General features: G+C 67.3%; 19 protein-coding genes. 7 read left to right on the top strand and 12 right to left on the bottom strand.

Annotated features, from left to right (window positions below; all coding sequences use genetic code 11):
• Positions 1-40: 40 nt before the first annotated feature.
• Positions 41-847, bottom strand: a complete 807-nt coding sequence (locus tag HPC46_RS16625; RefSeq protein ID WP_179471767.1) for an enoyl-CoA hydratase — start codon at positions 845-847, stop codon at positions 41-43.
• A 98-nt stretch (positions 848-945) separates the two neighbouring features.
• Between HPC46_RS16625 and HPC46_RS16620 the strand changes: the two genes are divergently transcribed.
• Genes HPC46_RS16620 through HPC46_RS16610 form a run of 3 tightly spaced genes read left to right on the top strand, consistent with a single transcriptional unit; the run spans position 946 to position 3,843 of the window.
• Positions 946-2,031 carry a CaiB/BaiF CoA transferase family protein gene (locus HPC46_RS16620; RefSeq protein ID WP_179471765.1) on the top strand — a complete coding sequence of 362 codons (1,086 nt, stop codon included), beginning with the start codon at positions 946-948 and terminating at the stop codon, positions 2,029-2,031.
• 44 nt (positions 2,032-2,075) lie between these two features.
• Positions 2,076-2,828: a 3-hydroxyacyl-CoA dehydrogenase gene (locus tag HPC46_RS16615; RefSeq protein WP_179471763.1), complete on the top strand. Its 753-nt coding sequence runs from the start codon at positions 2,076-2,078 to the stop codon at positions 2,826-2,828.
• Between the two features lie 4 nt (positions 2,829-2,832).
• Entirely contained in the window at positions 2,833-3,843 is a 1,011-nt protein-coding gene (locus HPC46_RS16610; protein WP_179471761.1) for an NAD(P)H-dependent flavin oxidoreductase, read from the top strand.
• 86 nt (positions 3,844-3,929) lie between these two features.
• On the opposite strand, the gene HPC46_RS35540 is transcribed toward HPC46_RS16610, so the two are convergent.
• Entirely contained in the window at positions 3,930-4,061 is a 132-nt protein-coding gene (locus HPC46_RS35540; RefSeq protein WP_005147116.1) for a hypothetical protein, read from the bottom strand.
• Positions 4,062-4,256: 195 nt separating this feature from the next.
• Between HPC46_RS35540 and HPC46_RS16605 the strand changes: the two genes are divergently transcribed.
• The gene (locus tag HPC46_RS16605) at positions 4,257-4,892 is read left to right on the top strand and encodes a class I SAM-dependent methyltransferase (protein WP_179471759.1); all 636 of its coding nucleotides are present in this window, start codon (positions 4,257-4,259) and stop codon (positions 4,890-4,892) included.
• Here the strand turns inward: HPC46_RS16605 and HPC46_RS16600 are convergent.
• Positions 4,889-5,614, bottom strand: coding sequence for an NAD-dependent deacylase (locus HPC46_RS16600; RefSeq protein ID WP_179471757.1), 726 nt, complete (start codon positions 5,612-5,614; stop codon positions 4,889-4,891). The genes HPC46_RS16605 and HPC46_RS16600 overlap by 4 nt on opposite strands.
• A gap of 37 nt (positions 5,615-5,651) precedes the next feature.
• On the opposite strand from HPC46_RS16600, the gene HPC46_RS16595 reads away from it, so the two are divergent.
• Positions 5,652-6,017: an Rv1152 family transcriptional regulator gene (locus tag HPC46_RS16595; RefSeq protein WP_005147110.1), complete on the top strand. Its 366-nt coding sequence runs from the start codon at positions 5,652-5,654 to the stop codon at positions 6,015-6,017.
• 3 nt (positions 6,018-6,020) lie between these two features.
• On the opposite strand, the gene HPC46_RS16590 is transcribed toward HPC46_RS16595, so the two are convergent.
• Positions 6,021-6,848 carry a class I SAM-dependent methyltransferase gene (locus HPC46_RS16590; RefSeq protein WP_179471755.1) on the bottom strand — a complete coding sequence of 276 codons (828 nt, stop codon included), beginning with the start codon at positions 6,846-6,848 and terminating at the stop codon, positions 6,021-6,023.
• Entirely contained in the window at positions 6,845-7,366 is a 522-nt protein-coding gene (locus tag HPC46_RS16585; RefSeq protein ID WP_179471752.1) for a DUF1697 domain-containing protein, read from the bottom strand. Before HPC46_RS16585 ends, HPC46_RS16590 begins: the two co-directional genes overlap by 4 nt.
• A gap of 31 nt (positions 7,367-7,397) precedes the next feature.
• On the opposite strand from HPC46_RS16585, the gene HPC46_RS16580 reads away from it, so the two are divergent.
• Positions 7,398-7,841, top strand: coding sequence for a PPOX class F420-dependent oxidoreductase (locus HPC46_RS16580; protein WP_179471750.1), 444 nt, complete (start codon positions 7,398-7,400; stop codon positions 7,839-7,841).
• Between the two features lie 30 nt (positions 7,842-7,871).
• Positions 7,872-8,048 (top strand): DUF5302 domain-containing protein, encoded by a 177-nt coding sequence (locus tag HPC46_RS16575; RefSeq protein WP_179471748.1) that lies wholly within the window; start codon positions 7,872-7,874, stop codon positions 8,046-8,048.
• Here the strand turns inward: HPC46_RS16575 and HPC46_RS16570 are convergent.
• From HPC46_RS16570 to HPC46_RS16540, 7 genes are all read right to left on the bottom strand, one after another.
• Complete coding sequence (locus HPC46_RS16570; protein ID WP_179471746.1) at positions 8,045-9,388, bottom strand: acyltransferase family protein; 1,344 nt, start codon at positions 9,386-9,388, stop codon at positions 8,045-8,047. The genes HPC46_RS16575 and HPC46_RS16570 overlap by 4 nt on opposite strands.
• Before the next feature lie 10 nt (positions 9,389-9,398).
• On the bottom strand, positions 9,399-10,604 hold the full coding sequence (locus tag HPC46_RS16565; protein WP_179471744.1) for an MFS transporter: 1,206 nt from the start codon (positions 10,602-10,604) through the stop codon (positions 9,399-9,401).
• Between the two features lie 63 nt (positions 10,605-10,667).
• Entirely contained in the window at positions 10,668-12,302 is a 1,635-nt protein-coding gene (locus tag HPC46_RS16560; protein WP_179471735.1) for a monocarboxylic acid transporter, read from the bottom strand.
• Complete coding sequence (locus HPC46_RS16555) at positions 12,299-12,649, bottom strand: DUF485 domain-containing protein (RefSeq protein WP_179471733.1); 351 nt, start codon at positions 12,647-12,649, stop codon at positions 12,299-12,301. The genes HPC46_RS16560 and HPC46_RS16555 overlap by 4 nt, the downstream gene beginning before the upstream one ends.
• 130 nt (positions 12,650-12,779) lie before the next feature.
• Positions 12,780-14,498: a sodium/solute symporter gene (locus tag HPC46_RS16550; protein ID WP_179471731.1), complete on the bottom strand. Its 1,719-nt coding sequence runs from the start codon at positions 14,496-14,498 to the stop codon at positions 12,780-12,782.
• A complete protein-coding gene (locus HPC46_RS16545; RefSeq protein WP_036424007.1) occupies positions 14,495-14,875 on the bottom strand; it encodes a hypothetical protein in 381 nt (126 codons plus the stop codon). The genes HPC46_RS16550 and HPC46_RS16545 overlap by 4 nt, the downstream gene beginning before the upstream one ends.
• Entirely contained in the window at positions 14,868-15,647 is a 780-nt protein-coding gene (locus tag HPC46_RS16540; RefSeq protein WP_179471730.1) for a LytR/AlgR family response regulator transcription factor, read from the bottom strand. The genes HPC46_RS16545 and HPC46_RS16540 overlap by 8 nt, the downstream gene beginning before the upstream one ends.

The raw sequence follows: 15,647 nt of genomic DNA, 5'->3' as shown, positions 1-15,647 counted from the left end.
TCGCGTTCCGGAAAAGTGAGACGTCGCGCGACAGTGGACGCTAGTCGTCGGTGAACGTGGGCGAGCGGTGCTCCTGAAACGCCTTGGTGCCCTCGCGGAAGTCCTTGGATCCCAACAGGGTTAGCTGTCCTTCGCTCTCCCGGCCGATCGCGGCATCCAACTCGGTCAGTGTCGCGGCGTTGATCGCCTGCTTCGTCTTGCGCAGCGCGATCGCCGGCCCGGATACCAGCTTGTCGATCACCGCCGCCACCCCGGCCTCCAGCTCGTCGGCCGGGTACACCGTGCTGACCAGGCCGATATCGAAAGCCTCGGCGGCCGAGACGCGTTCGGCCAGCAGCGCCATCTTCATCGCGCGGGCCCGGCCGATGGACGCGGCCACCAGCGCCGACGCTCCGCCGTCGGGCATCAGCCCGATCTTGGTGAACGCCAACAGGAAAAACGCCTTCTCCGAAGCCAATACGATGTCACAGGCCAGTGCCAACGACACCCCGACCCCGGCGGTCGGCCCCTGCACCACGGCCACCACCGGCTTGGGCAGACCCGTGATCGCCCGCACCGCGCGGTTGGCCTCCTGCAGCACTTCGTCCGGTGTGTCCGGCCGCCGGTTCGACTGATCGTCGGCGCTGATGCCCGCGCCGGAACTGAATCCCCGGCCTGCCCCGCCCAGGCGCACCGCCCGCACCTGTGGGTCGTCGGCGGCGTGCGCCAAGACATCGGCCAGCGTGCGCAGCATCGCGGCATTGAGTGAGTTGAGGCTGTCCGGACGATTCAGCGTGACCGTCAGAACTCCGCCGTCGAGCGACACGGTCAACTCCGGGATCCCGGCGTAAGCGTCGATGGTCGTCATGGCTGCACCTTAGGCGCATCCGGGGGCGCAGCCCGCGCCGGGTCAGCCCAGGTGTAAATAGTTAAGGCGGCGATCAATCAACTGGAGGGTAGACACCTATGGCCGGACCACTGAGCGGTTTGCGCGTCGTCGAATTGGCCGGCATCGGCCCGGGCCCGCACGCCGCGATGATCCTCGGCGACCTGGGCGCCGACGTCGTCCGGGTCGATCGGCTCGGCAAGGGCACCGGGACTCCCAGCAATGACTACCTGCTGCGCAACCGTCGTTCGGTCGGCGCCAATCTCAAGGATCCGGCCGACCGTGACATGGTGCTCGGGCTCGTCGCCAAGGCCGACGTACTCATCGAGGGGTTCCGCCCCGGCGTCACCGAGCGTCTCGGGCTGGGCCCGGAGGATTGCGCCAAGGTCAACCCGCGACTGATCTACGGCCGCATGACCGGCTGGGGTCAGACCGGCCCGCGCAGTCAGCAGGCCGGCCACGACATCAACTACATCTCGCTCAATGGTTTGTTGCACGCCGTCGGCCGGGTCAATGAACGTCCTGTCCCGCCGCTGAACCTGGCCGGCGATTTCGGCGGCGGTTCGATGTTCCTGCTCGTCGGCATTTTGTCCGCATTGTGGGAGCGGGAACGCTCCGGCGAGGGGCAGGTCGTCGACGCGGCGATGGTCGACGGCTCCAGCGTGCTGGCTCAGATGATGTGGGCCTTCCGCCACATGGGCATGTGGAGCGACGTCCGCGGCACCAACATGCTCGACACCGGCGCGCCCTACTACGACACCTACGAATGCTCCGACGGCCGCTACGTCGCGGTCGGCGCGATCGAACCGCAGTTCTACGCCGAACTGCTCGAGAAGCTGGGCCTGAACGCCGCCGACCTGCCCGATCAGAACGACACCACCCGTTGGCCCGAACTGCGAGCGGTGCTCACCGAAGCCTTCGCCGCCCACGATCGCGACCACTGGGCCAAGGTCTTCACCGGCAGCGACGCCTGCTGCACACCGGTGCTGTCGTTCGCCGAAGTCGACACCGAACCGCACAACACCGAGCGCGACACCTTTTACACCGAGGCGGGCTCGACGTTCCCCGCCCCCGCGCCCCGGTTTTCCCGGACCGGGCTCGAAACACCCAGGGCGCCGGGCGTTCCGGGAGCCGACAACGAAGCCGTTCTGCGGGACTGGGTATAGTCCCGACCAACCAGTAGGTCGACCTATCGAAAGGAAACCCATTCGTGGAGATCAAGGACGCCGTAGCCGTCGTCACCGGCGGTGCCTCGGGTCTGGGCCTGGCCACCACCAAGCGACTGCTCGACAAGGGCGCATCGGTCGTGGTGATCGACCTCAAGGGTGAAGACGTGGTGGCCGAACTCGGTCCGCGTGCCCGCTTCGCGCAGGCCAACGTCACCGACCCCGAGTCGGTGTCGGCCGCCCTCGACATCGCCGAGGAAATGGGGCCGCTGCGCATCAACGTCAACTGCGCCGGTATCGGCAACGCGGTCAAGACCCTTGGCAAGGACGGACCTTTCCCGCTGGATTGGTTCAACGCCGTCGTCCAGGTGAACCTGATCGGCACCTTCAACGTGCTGCGCCTTGCCGCAGAACGGATCTCCAAGACCGATCCGGTCGGCGAGGAGCGTGGCGTCATCATCAACACGGCGTCCGTCGCCGCGTTCGACGGCCAGATCGGCCAGGCGGCCTACTCGGCGTCCAAGGGCGGCGTCGTCGGCATGACCCTGCCGATCGCGCGTGATCTGGCCCGCGAACTCATTCGCGTCGTCACCATTGCCCCCGGCCTGTTCAAGACTCCGCTGCTGGGCTCGCTTCCGCAGGAAGCGCAGGATTCCCTGGGCAAGCAGGTGCCGCACCCGGCCCGCCTCGGCGACCCCGATGAGTACGGCGCGCTGGCCGTGCACATCGTCGAGAACCCGATGCTCAACGGCGAGGTGATCCGCCTGGACGGCGCGATCCGGATGGCGCCGAGGTAAGGGAATGACGATCAAGACGAAGTTCACCGAGGCATTCGGTGTCGAGCACCCGATCGCCCAGGGCGGCATGCAATGGGTCGGTCGCGCGGAACTTGTTGCGGCCGTGGCCAATGCCGGTGGGCTGGGTTTCATCACCGCGCTCACCCAGCCGACGCCCGCGGACCTGGCCAATGAGATCGCCCGCACCCGGGACATGACCGACAAACCGTTCGGGGTCAACCTGACGATCCTGCCGGCCATCAACCCGCCGCCGTACGACGAATACCGCCAGGTGATCGTCGATGCCGGCATCAAGATCGTCGAGACTGCCGGATCCAACCCGGCCCCGCACCTGCCGATGTTCCACGACAACGGCATCAAGGTGCTGCACAAGTGCACGTCGGTGCGCCACGCGGTCAAGGCGCAGAGCCTGGGTGTGGACGGCATCAGCATCGACGGTTTCGAGTGCGCCGGACATCCGGGTGAGGACGACATCCCGGGACTGGTGTTGATCCCGGCCGCGGCGGAGAAGATCGAGATCCCGATGATCGCCTCGGGCGGCTTCGCCGATTCCCGCGGCCTGGTGGCCGCGTTGGCCCTCGGCGCCGACGGCATCAACATGGGCTCGCGCTTCATGTGCACCGTCGAGTCCTGCATCCACCAGAATGTCAAGGAAGCGATCGTGGCCGGCGACGAGCGCGGCACCGAGCTGATCTTCCGCAGCCTGCACAACACCGCCCGGGTGGCCTCCAACGTCGTTTCCCGCGAGGTCGTGGAGATCCTGAAGGGCGGCGGTCAGTTCGAGGACGTCAAGGATCTGGTGGCCGGTGTGCGTGGCCGCAAGGTGTTCGACGACGGCGACATCGATGCCGGCATCTGGACCGTGGGCACCGCGATGGGCTTGATCAACGACATCCCGACCTGCGGCGAGCTCATCAGCCGCATCGTCAACGAAGCCGAGGACATCATCGCCGGCCGGCTGGCCGCAATGGTCGAGCCCGGAAAAGACACCGCAGACGCGAAAGTGCCCGCCTGATCACAGGCGGGCACTGTCACGCGTTCAGAAGTTCCAGAAGGCGCCACGCCGCACGCAAGCGGTGGTGGCGCCTTGTGGCGCTGCGCTCAGCTGGCGTTAGCGAGCGGGGGGAGATCCTCGAACTGCTCCGAGGTATCGCCCTCCACGAGAAAATCGCCGTGGTAGAGCTCGTCGAAATCGATCTTGATGACATCGGCACTGGTGTCGTCGATCCACATACCCAGGACTCTATGAGTCACTTTTAAGGAATCATTGAGCCACGATTCGGAAAACCATGGCAATTCTTACTCCCGAGTCAGGTGGCTGGTTACCCATGAGTCAGGTCCCCGGTTACCGGCGAGTACCTTACTCGCAGGTCAGGGGCGAAAACGGCCTGCGACTAGGGTGGTTAGAGCCGAAAGGACGCTACAACGATGGCTACAGAAACTTTTGACAACCCCTTCTTCGCCCGCTTCTGGAAGGTGCTGTCCGCCCATGAATCACGAGCCATGCGGGACCTCCGCCGGGCCAATCTCTTAGACCTGTCCGGGCGTGTCCTGGAGGTCGGTGCGGGCACCGGATCCAACTTCGCGTTCTATCCCGATTCGGTGACCGAGGTCTTCGCACTCGAGCCCGAAACCCGCCTGGCGCCACTCGCCAAGGAGGCCGCCGCCGCGGCGCCGGTTCCCGTCACGGTGATCGAATCCACGATCGAGACCATGCCGCCGACCGAACCGTTCGACGCGGTGGTGTGCTCGCTGGTGCTGTGCTCGGTGGCCGACCCCGACGGGGTGCTGCGTCAGCTCAACGCCGTTCTGAAACCGGGCGGGCAACTGCGCTACTTCGAGCACATCGCCAGCGACGGCTGGCGGGGCGGCCTGCAGCGGCTGGCCGACGCCACGATCTGGCCGCGGTTCGCCGGCAACTGCCACACCCACCGCGCGACCGAGCGTTCGATCGCGGCCGCCGGGTTCACGATCGACACCGCGCGGCGCGAGGACATGTTGCCGGCGTGGGTGCCGCTGCCCGCGCAGGAGGTCGCGCTGGGCCGGGCGAGTAAGGCCGGCTAGTTCTGTCTGGCCTGCAACAGCTCGGGCAACCGCTGCAGCAGGCGCGGTAGCGCCGAACTGGCCGACTCCCGGATCGAAATGGTCGCGTTACCGGTCAGCGGGGTGGGTTCGGGATTGACCTCGACCACGACCACGCCTCGAGCCAGCGCCACCTCGGGCAGCCCGGCCGCCGGGTAGACGATCCCCGAGGTGCCGACGACCACGAGCACGTCCGCATTGGCCACCGCCTCGACCGAGGCCTGCCACGGCTCGTCGGGCAGCTGCTCGCCGAACCAGACGATGCCGGGACGGATCAGCCCGCCGCACTCGCACTGCGGAGGCATCTTCTCCAGCTCGGGCTCGGGCATGTCCGGCAGTGGGCCGTGGTAGCGAGAACCACAGGTGTCGCACCAGAATTCGAACAGGCTGCCGTGCAGATGGTGCACGGTCTTGCTGCCGGCCCGCTCGTGCAGATCGTCGACGTTCTGGGTGACCACGGTGACATCGGCGTAGTCCTGCCACGCCGCCACCGCGCGGTGGCCGTCGTTGGGCTCGACCCGCTCGACCAGGTGATGCCGCCACAGGTACCAGGCCCACACCCGCTCGGGGTGGCTTTGCCAGCCGTCGGTGCTGGACAATTCATAGGGGTCGTACTTGGCCCACAGGCCCGTCTTGTCGTCGCGGAACGTCGGCACGCCGCTCTCGGCGGATATCCCCGCCCCGCTCAGCACCGCGATACGCACATCCCCCAAAATAGCCGGTCTAAGCGATACTTAGCGTGTGTCGGAGTTGGGGCTTGGACTGCGCATAGACGCAGCGGCCGCCCGTCCACTGTTCGATCAGCTCAGAACGCAGGTCATCGCGGGTATCCGCGAGGGACGGTTGCCACCCGGCACCCGATTGCCGACGGTGCGTGAGCTGGCCGGCCAGTTGGGCTTGGCGGTCAACACCGTGGCGCGCGCCTACCGGGAGCTGGAAACCGCCGGGATCGTCGAAACCCGCGGCCGATTCGGGACGTTCGTGGCGCGGGCCGATCCGGCCGACGCCGCGATGGCCGCCGCGGCGAATGCCTATGTGGAGGCCGCCCGCGCGCTCGGGCTGGGCAAGCACGAGGCGCTGCAGTACCTGGACTCGGCGTTCGGCTAGGACTCAGCCGAATTCGAGCAGGGTGTAGGCCCCGCGGAAACGCTTTGTCGGACCGAAGTGCCAGATCGCTGGGAACAGCCGCTTGAACAGGAAGCCGCGGCCGCTGGGCATCGGGACGTCGTGCACCGCTTTGATTCCCGGCACGGTATTGACCAGATCGGCCAATTGGACGGTGCTGAGGCTGAACGGCATCGGCGGAACCCGGTAGTGCTTCGAGGACTTCAGCCCCTTCGGGGCGAGCCTCTTCACTATCGTCGGCGGCAGGTCGAAGAACATCTGTCCGCCCGGAAAACGCTTGGCGCACTGGGTGATCAGGTCCATCGCCTCCTCGGGCCGCAGGTACATCAGCAGGCCCTCGGCGGTGATGAACACACCGCCTGAGCTGTCCACCCGGTCCATCCAGCTGTAGTCGAGCGCGGACTGTCCGAGCGCGGTGATCCGTGGTGAGGGTGGCAGCAGCCGCTCGCGCAGCGCGATTACCGGGGCCAGGTCCACTGACAGCCATCGGAACTGCGGGTCGGGTATCGCCTCGGTCAACCGCCAGAAGCTGGTCTGGAAGCCCTCGGCGAGCGCGACGACCGTGGCTCTCGGATGCTCTTTGAGATAGTTCACGGCGCAGGCGTCGACGGCCAGCGAGCGCAGGGCCATCTCCTGGCCTTTGCGGCCGAACTTGTCGAAATCGAAGTCGATGGACTCGACGAGCGTGATGGCCATCGGGTCGTGCAGGATCGCGCCGGGCAGGCCGGCCTGATGGGCCCGGCCGTACAGCGTCATCAGTGCGGTCTCCGAGACGCCGCGCAGATCGCTGGCGTCGATCTTGGGGGTGCTCATTTCACTACCTTTGCCAGGGTGCGCAGATTGCGCGTGGTGGTCGAGGACTTGTAGCGCTTGTTGCCCATGGTCTTGCCGATGGTCGAGTCCAGGGTGGAGTTCTTGGGCACCTGCCAGTAGAGGACGCCGTCGCCGCGGGTGATCTTCTCGTCGGGTCCGGCATCGTCGGCCAGCGCGGCGAGCTCGTCGAGAACCTTCGTGTCGCTGACGAACGTCACGTACGACTGCTGGCCCTCGACCTCGGCTTCGAACGGGTAGTCGTCGGCCACCTTGCGCACCGTGTCGACGTCGTACACCAGTACCCAGGCGTCGTAGCCGAACGCATCCCGCAGTGCGGCTTCGGCTTTCGTGCGGACCGTCTTCGCGGCGGCACCGCTGTCGAGCAGCACGTTGCCGCTGGCAAGCACGGTCTTGACGTTTGTGAATCCGGCGCCGGTGAACGCGGCGGCGACATCGGCCATCTTCATGGTCGTGCCTTTCACGTTCACGCCGCGCAGGAAAGCCGCGTAGCGGGTCATGCTCCCGATGCTAGCGACGTAGTCTCGATGGATGTCCCGTCACGTGTTCGACGACAAGCTGCTCGCGGTGATCGCGGGTAACAAACTGGCCGTGCTGGCGACCATCAAACGCGACGGCAGACCGCAGTTGTCCAACGTGACCTACCACTTCGACCCGCGCAATCTCGTCGTCGAGGTGTCCATCACCGAGCCGCGGGCCAAGACCCGCAACCTGCGCCGCGACCCGCGGGCCACGCTGTTGGTCTCCTCCGATGACGGCTGGTCGTATGCGGTCGCCGAGGGCAACGCCATCCTCACCCCACCGGCGGCCTCGCCGCACGACGACACCGTCGAAGCGCTGATCGCGCTCTATCGCAATGTCGCCGGAGAGCATCCGGACTGGGATGACTACCGTCGCGCGATGGTCGACGATCGGCGGGTGCTGCTGACGATGCCGATCTCGCACGTCTACGGAATGCCGCCCGGCATCCGCTGAAGTGTGCACTGCCACGCTAGTCTGACCAGCATGGCCGAATCTGAGTCCGATCCGCAGGACGACACCAAGGCAAAGTTCCGTGAGGCGCTGGAGCGTAAGAAGGCGAAGGCGGCCGGCGGTTCCTCGCACACCGACGCCGGCGCCAAGCAATCCCGCTCGCACGGGGCGGCTGGGAACCGCCGGGAGTTCCGCCGTAAGAGCGGCTAGCCCGCGATCTGCTCGGGAAGCGTTGCCGCAGAATGACTTCCGCCGGCCGGCGGAGATGGTCTGAAGCGAGCTGACAGTACGCGCGCGCCGATCAGCGCGAGCACCATCACCGCCACGCAGTACAGGCCGTCGTCCTTCAGCCCCCATTTCACCGACGCCAGGGTGGCGATTCCGGCGACGCACAGCAGGATTCCGACGCCGACACTGCGTGCACCGCTGACCGCGACCGGGCCATCCCAGCCGGGCAGTGGATTGTTCTCCAGCGGCCGCAACGTCACGAACAACACCGCGACCAGCACCGCCATGAGTAGCAGTTGTACGACGGAGATCGCCAGGAAGTCCGGCCGGCCGGGGTAGCGGGGGTGGCCGGTGACGTCGAACAGCAGGTGTACGCCGAGCAGGGCGGGCATGTGCCACAGGTACAGCGTCATCGCCCCGGAGTTGCCGATCGCCGTCAACCACCACACCCGCGGCTGCCGGGCCCACCTTCCGATCGCGGGAATCGCGGCAATGATCAAGCAGCACATCATGATTGCGTGCCCGGCCAACAGCAGCGACGGTGGCGACATATTCGTCAGCCGCTGGCCTTCGATACCGACGAGGCTCAGGCTGTAGGGGCCCAAGGTAACCAGCGCGACGTTGACGGCCAACATCGCCAGTGCGGCAGGCAGAGTGCCGCTGCGGTGTAGCAGCCCGCGGCGGTACGCCACCCCGAACATGCCGGGGATCAGCCACACCGCCAGATTCGCAAACCCCAATGCCTGCCAGCCGGGAATCGTGAGGCGCACGGCGTCGACCGTCGCGACCGCCAGATAGACCACCGTCACGCCGGTGACCAGGTGTGCTGCGGTGGTGATCCGGGCCAGCAATGGCATCGCGGCCAGCATCAGCACGTACGCGCCGAGGAACCACAGCAGCTGGGTGGACACGCCGGCCACCGGGTCGTATACGTGGGGCGGCAGGACCTGGCGCAGCACCGTCAGCGCCACCGCCCAGAACGTCAGGTAGTAGAAGACGGGCCGAAAGAGTCTGGCGCAGCGTTTCATCAGCCACTGGCCCCAGCTCACGTCGGCCCGCCACGACGCCATGCTGGCCGCGGCCCCGGCGAAGAAAAACAGCGGCATGATCTGGAAGATCCACGTCGCGGCCTGGAAGACAGGGGAGGTGGTCAGCAGGTTGTCCCAGTGCAGCACACCGTCGGTGATGATGCTCGTCGCCATCACGGTGTGGCCCACCACCACACCGAGCAGCGAGCCGATCCGGATCACGTCGATAGCCCGGTCGCGATCCGGCGAAGTCTGCGCCGCAACCTCTGCGGGCGTGGGGAACGCCAGTGTCATGGGTGAAAATCTAGCCCGCGTCGGCGTAGGTAGATCTACCTGATTTCGTCCGGGATTCCTGCCAGAGGATCGCCCCCAGGCAAACCAGCGCCAGCACCCCGACGGCGACGGCGAACACTGTGCCCCCGGTGCGCAGGCCCCAGGCCTGGGCGGCGAAACCCTCGCCGATCACCGGGATCGAGATCGCGATGTAGGCCACCACGAAGTAGGTGGAGCTGACCTCGGCCCGGCGCTGCGCGGGGGTGAGTTCGGCGACGGCGGCAAGTCCGCGGCTGAAGCTGATGCCCTGGCCGATACCAGAGACCACCGCCGCGGCGATCAATCCGGCGAGCGACGAATAGTGCAGCGCCACAACGAGAATTCCCATGCCCGCGGTCAGGATGGCGCAGCCGATCGCGACGGCGCGCCGTGGTTCGATACGGGTACCGAAGATCTGGGCGACCGCCGAGGCACCGAAGATGGATCCGGCGATCACTCCGGCCAGCGCATGGTCCCCGATCCCGATGATGGTGGTCAGCATGGACGGCGCGACCGAGGTGAACAGGCCGGTGACCGTGAACCCGGCGAACGCGGCCAGCGCGGCGATGACGAACACCGGCCGCACCTCGGGTGGAACCGAAAGTCGTTGCAGTCCCAGCTTTCCGGTCCGGCTGGACGTTTCCGGAACCAGCAGCACCGCGATCGCGGCCAGCACGACCATCCCGATGTGCACGAAGAAGGTCAGCGTCAGCGGACTGGGGGCGTGCTGTGCCAGGATGCCGGCCAGCACCGGACCGGAGCCCAGTCCGCCGATGTTCGCGATCGTGGCGACCGCAGGTGCGCGGGTCCGCCAGCTCGGTGGCGCGGCCTCGATGATGGCCGCGGTGGCGGTGCCGGTGAAGATGCCCGCCGACAGTCCCGACAGCACCCGGCCGACCAGCAGCAGCGGCACCGAGTCCGCGACCAAGAACACCACGGCGCTGGCCAGTGCGAACACCGTACCGGCCAGCAGAACAGGACGTCGGCCGATGGCGTCCGACCACCTGCCGAACACCAGCAGCGCGAACAGCACCCCGCCGGCGTAGGTGGCGTAGATGACGGTGGTGGTCAATACCGAGAAATGCATGCGCTCGGAGTACAGCGCGTAGAGCGGGGTCGGCAGGGTGGTGCCGACCATGATCGCGGCGAGGGCGTAGGCCAGCAGGGCGAAGGCGAAATCTCGCCGGGTCAGGCTCATGTGTGCATCAACAACGTCGGCACACCCACACCATTCCCGGACCCGGCGAGATTCTCACCTCATTCAGTGGTGGGTCGCCTTCTCGGCGCCGACGCCGGTGAGCGACCGCACCTCCATTTCGGCGTTGAGCTCGGGGTCGCCGGTGTCCTTCGACGTCAGCGTGCCGACGATGCCGAGGATGAACGCCAGCGGGATCGACACGATGCCGGGGTTGGCCAGCGGGAAGAAGTCGAAGTCCGCGCCCGGGATCATCGCGCTCTTGTTGCCCGACACGGCCGGCGAGAAAATGATCAGCACCAAGCAGCTGATCAGACCGCCGTACATGCTCCACAGCGCGCCGCGGGTGTTGAATCGCTTCCAGTACAGCGAGTACACGATCGTCGGCAGGTTCGCCGAGGCCGCCACCGCGAACGCCAGCGCCACCAGGAAGGCGACGTTCTGGCCGTTGGCCAGGATGCCCAGCCCGATCGCCGCGATACCGAGCACCACCGCGGTGATCCGCGATACCCGCACCTGTTCGTCCTCGGTCACCTTGTGGCTCTTGAGCACACTGGCGTACACGTCGTGGGCGAACGATGCCGACGCGGTGATCGTCAGGCCCGCCACCACGGCCAGGATCGTCGCGAACGCGACGGCCGAGATGATGCCGAGCAGGATCACGCCGCCGAGCTCGAACGCCAGCAGCGGTGCCGCCGAGTTCTGCCCACCCGGCGCGGCCAGGATCTTGTCCGGGCCGACCATGGCCGCCGCGCCGTAGCCCAGTGCCAGGGTGAACAGGTAGAAGGCGCCGATCAGGCCGATCGCCCAAACCACCGATCGCCGAGCCTCTTTCGCGGTCGGCACGGTGTAGAAGCGCATCAGTACGTGCGGCAGGCCCGCCGTGCCCAACACCAGCGCCAACCCCAGCGACAGCAGGTTGATCTTCGAGGTGGTGTTGGCGCCGTACTGCGCGCCCGGGGCCAGCACGTCGCGACTGGCCACCCCCTTGGTGGTGGCGTCGTGCACCATCTGCTGGGCCGAACCGAGGATGTCGGAGAAGTTCAGGCCGAACTTCACCAGCACCAGCAGCGTCATGATCGCCGCCCCCGCGATCAGCAGGACGGCCTTGATGATCTGCACCCAGGTGGTGCCCTTCATGCCGCCGACCAGGACGTAGACGATCATCAGCACACCGACCACCGCGATCACGACGGACTGTGCTGTGCGGCCGTGGACGTCGAGCAGCAGCGCGACCAGTCCGCCGGCGCCGGCCATCTGCGCCAGCAGGTAGAACAGCGACACCGTCAGCGTCGAGGTGGCGGCGGCCACCCGTACCGGCCGTTGCTTGAGCCGGAAGCTCAGGACGTCGGCCATCGTGAATTTGCCTGTGTTGCGCAGTAGTTCGGCCACCAGGAGCAGGGCCACCAGCCAGGCGACCAGGAAGCCGATCGAATACAGGAAGCCGTCGTAGCCGTACACCGCGATGGCGCCGGCGATACCGAGAAAGCTTGCTGCAGAAAGGTAATCGCCGGCGATGGCGATGCCATTCTGCGGTCCGGAGAACGCGCGGCCGCCGGTGAAGAATTCGGTGGCATTGGTGTTGGAGCGGCCGGCCCGGATCACGATGAACAGCGTGATGAGTACGAAGGCCACGAAGATGCTGATGTTGACGACAGGGTTGCCGAGCCGGCTGGCCTCGGCGAGCAGGGTGGTGGTCACTTCGCGGCGCCTTCCATCTCGGTGCGGATGGCTTCGGCACGCGGGTCGAGCTCGCGGTTGGCGAACCGGACGTACAGGCCGGTGATGAGGAACGTCGTCAGGAACTGGCCGAGACCGATGAGCAGGCCGACGTTGACGTTGCCCCACACCTTGATCGCCATGAAGTCGTGGGCGAACGCGCCGAGAAGGACGTAGGTGGCGTACCAGATCAGGAAGAACGCCGTTGTGGGGAAGACGAAGCGACGCAACGTGCTGCGCAGCTCCTGGAACTCGGGACTGGCCTGTACGGCCAGATACTCCGCGCCGCTGGGTTGGGTTTCGGCCGGCGGCAGGTCGGTTGTGGGCACCACATGCTCCTCAGTTCGGGGGGTGTGAACTCCGATGTGTTCACTACCGTATTGAGAGGTGCATCACAGCCCTAGGGCTCGCGCGGACCATGCGGTGAACGGTTGGCGGTCGGCGCTGAACGGTTGTTGATCAGCCGCGCGGGACTCGTTCCAGGCCCATCCCGAGCCGTTCCGGCACGTGCATGCGGGCGAAGATGCGCGCCACGTCGGGTGGCACATCGCCTCGGGTGAACCGGCTGACCAGCACCATCGTCGCGAACGCCAGCGGGACCGTGACGGCGGCGGGATAGCCGATCAGCGTCGTCAGCCAGCCGCCGAGCACGTCGTCGTCGACCCAGCCGGTGACCGCGATCAGAATGGCCACCCCGGAGGCCAACGCGCCGACGGTCAGACCCGCGATCGCGCCCGCCGCCGTCAGCCCGCGCCACCAGATGCCGAGCACCAGCAGCGGGCACAGCGTCGAGGCCGCGACGGCGAAGGCCAGTCCGACGCCGCGGGACAGGTCCAGCACAGGGGAGACGAGGGACAGCGGAATCGGGACGAGCCCCGCGATCAGCGCCACCAGCCGGAAATCGCTGACCCGGCCGCGCAATACGTCGGTGGACAGCGCGCCGGCGATGCTGACCAGCAGCCCTGACGACGTCGCGAGGAAGGCCGCGATGGCGCCCGCGGCGACCAGCGCCCCGATCAGCTCACCGGGCAGCCCGGCGATCGCGGCCGACGGCAGTAGCAACACGGCGGCGTCGGCCTTGCCGGTGACGAGCAGCTGGGGCACATACAGCCGGGCGAACACCCCGAGCAGGACAGGGAACAGATAGAACAACGCCAGCAGGCCGATCACGGTCAAGGCCGTCCGGCGTGCTGCGCGCCCGTCGGGGTTGGTGTAGAAGCGAACCAGCACATGCGGCAGGCCCATCGCCCCAAGAAATGTCGCCACCATGATCGAAAACACTTGGTAAAGAGGGTGATTGCCACCCAGCCCGCCGCCGTTCTGAATCCATGCCGTGCCGCTGGCCGGCGCCCCGGCGACGACGGGGGTCTGGGCGCCCGCGGCCAGTGTCAGGGTCGTTCCCTCCGGCAGGCTGTACTGACCGGCGCCGGGCAGCGGCTCAGAGTTCACCGTCACCCCGGCAGGGTCGGCGACGGTGACGACGACATCGGTCTCGACGGTGACGACGGTCTGCTGGTCCACCGTCGGAGGGAGCGGGCCACCGAGCTGGGCGTGCCCGTGACCGAAATGCATCAGCAGCACCAGTGCCGGGACGGCGACGGCGGTCAGCTTGAGCCAGTACTGGAACGCCTGCACGAACGTGATGGACCGCATCCCGCCGCCGACGACGTTGACGATCACGATCCCGCCGACAACCAACGGGCCCAGCCAAACAGGCACGCCGAGAAGGGCTTTCAGGGCGATACCGGCGCCCTGGTACTGCGGGATCAGGTAGAGGACGCAGACCGTCACCACCACGATCATCGCGACCCGGCGGACCTGAGGCGAGCCCAGCCGGAACTCGGCGAAGTCGGGCACGGTGTAGGCGCCGGACCGCCGCAGCGGGGCGGAGACGAACAACAGCAGGCCCAGATAGCCCGCGGTGAACCCGACCGGATACCACAGCGCGTCGGCTCCGTACTTGGCGATCAGCCCGGCGACACCGAGAAACGAAGCCGCCGACAGGTATTCACCGGAGATCGCGGCAGCGTTCCAGCGTGAGCCGACTGTGCGGGAGGCCACCAGGAAGTCGGACGTGGTGCGCGAGAGCCGAACCCCGTAGGCGCCGACAGCCACCGTCGCCACGGCGGCGGCCAGCAGGCCACCGGCGGTGAGGGCCGTCGCCGTCGATGCGCTCATGGCGGACTCTCGTCGTCGACCACGCCCATGAAGTCGCGCTCGCCCTGTTCGGCCAGCCGGATGAACAGCCGGCCGACACCGTAGAGCGCGGGGTAGACCAGTACCGCCAGGGTCAGCCAGTTCAGCCGCACCCCGAACACGCTGGCGCTGGACAGTTCTGGGAACACCGCATTGAGCAATGGCAGCGCGGCCATGCCGCCGGCCACCAGCAGGGCCAGCCGCAGTGCCAGACCGAGCTGGGCTCGCACCAGGCCGCGTACCAGGGCGTCGCCGATCTCGGTCTGCTCCTGGACCTCGACGCGGGTGTGCACCACGCGGGTGCCGCGCCGGTGGGCCAGCACCACGCGTTCGCGCTGCGGGCGGCTCGGCCTAGTCATTGGTGGTACCGGGGCGGAAGGTCCGCATCGGGTCGCGGATGAGCCGATCGCGCAGTTCGCGGGCCTGGCGGCGGCTGACCGGCAGTTCGACCGCCGCCGATGCGCCGTTGGCGCGCATCCGCACCATCGTCGACGCGCCGGAAGTGCGCAGGCCGGTCACCATGTTCAGTGCGACGAGATAGGAGCGGTGCACCCGCTGGAAGCCGCGGTTGCGCCAGCGGTCTTCCAAGGTGCTCAACGGAATTCGCACCAGATGCGATCCGGAGGCGGCGTGCAGGCGGGCGTAGTCGCCTTCGGCCTCCACCCAGCCGATGGTGTCGCAGCGCACCAGCTGGGTGACGCCACCGAGCTCGACCGGGATGGTGTCGGCCTGCGGTTCGTCGGCCGATGGGGCGGACTCTGCGGTGCGGGCGGACATCACCCGGCGGACGGCCTCGTCGAGACGCTCCTTGCGGATCGGCTTGAGCAAGTAGTCCAGCGCGCCGACCTCGAAGGCCGCCAGCGCCTTGTCGTCGTGCGCTGTGACGAAGACGACTGCGGGCGGATGCGCGAAATTGCCCAGTACACTGGCCAATTCGAGGCCGGACAGGCCTGGCATGTTGATGTCGAGGAAGATCGCGTCGACGGTGCGTTCGTTGATGATGCGCAGCGCGGAGGTGGCGTCGCCGGCGCCGGCCACCTCGGCGACGTCGGGATGTTCACCGAGGAGGTAGGTGAGCTCGTCGAGCGCGGGGGCTTCGTCGTCGACCGCCAGCACCCACAGCCCTGCCAT

It is taken from the genome of Mycolicibacterium vinylchloridicum (assembly GCF_013404075.1).
Taxonomy (GTDB): domain Bacteria; phylum Actinomycetota; class Actinomycetes; order Mycobacteriales; family Mycobacteriaceae; genus Mycobacterium; species Mycobacterium vinylchloridicum.
This window is presented reverse-complemented; position numbering and strand designations above follow the sequence as displayed.

Bases quoted from the DNA above. Each gene is read 5' to 3' on its own strand.
- HPC46_RS16580 (WP_179471750.1), top strand. From the start codon at position 7,398: ATGTCCCGTCACGTGTTCGACGACAAGCTGCTCGCGGTGATCGCGGGT.
- HPC46_RS16605 (WP_179471759.1), top strand. From the start codon at position 4,257: ATGGCTACAGAAACTTTTGACAACCCCTTCTTCGCCCGCTTCTGGAAG.
- HPC46_RS16575 (WP_179471748.1), top strand. From the start codon at position 7,872: ATGGCCGAATCTGAGTCCGATCCGCAGGACGACACCAAGGCAAAGTTC.
- HPC46_RS16590 (WP_179471755.1), bottom strand. From the start codon at position 6,848: ATGAGCACCCCCAAGATCGACGCCAGCGATCTGCGCGGCGTCTCGGAG.
- HPC46_RS16620 (WP_179471765.1), top strand. From the start codon at position 946: ATGGCCGGACCACTGAGCGGTTTGCGCGTCGTCGAATTGGCCGGCATC.
- HPC46_RS16565 (WP_179471744.1), bottom strand. From the start codon at position 10,604: ATGAGCCTGACCCGGCGAGATTTCGCCTTCGCCCTGCTGGCCTACGCC.
- HPC46_RS16585 (WP_179471752.1), bottom strand. From the start codon at position 7,366: ATGACCCGCTACGCGGCTTTCCTGCGCGGCGTGAACGTGAAAGGCACG.
- HPC46_RS16550 (WP_179471731.1), bottom strand. From the start codon at position 14,498: ATGAGCGCATCGACGGCGACGGCCCTCACCGCCGGTGGCCTGCTGGCC.
- HPC46_RS16625 (WP_179471767.1), bottom strand. From the start codon at position 847: ATGACGACCATCGACGCTTACGCCGGGATCCCGGAGTTGACCGTGTCG.
- HPC46_RS16545 (WP_036424007.1), bottom strand. From the start codon at position 14,875: ATGACTAGGCCGAGCCGCCCGCAGCGCGAACGCGTGGTGCTGGCCCAC.
- HPC46_RS16610 (WP_179471761.1), top strand. From the start codon at position 2,833: ATGACGATCAAGACGAAGTTCACCGAGGCATTCGGTGTCGAGCACCCG.
- HPC46_RS16540 (WP_179471730.1), bottom strand. From the start codon at position 15,647: ATGGCAGGGCTGTGGGTGCTGGCGGTCGACGACGAAGCCCCCGCGCTC.
- HPC46_RS35540 (WP_005147116.1), bottom strand. From the start codon at position 4,061: ATGTGGATCGACGACACCAGTGCCGATGTCATCAAGATCGATTTCGAC.
- HPC46_RS16570 (WP_179471746.1), bottom strand. From the start codon at position 9,388: ATGACACTGGCGTTCCCCACGCCCGCAGAGGTTGCGGCGCAGACTTCG.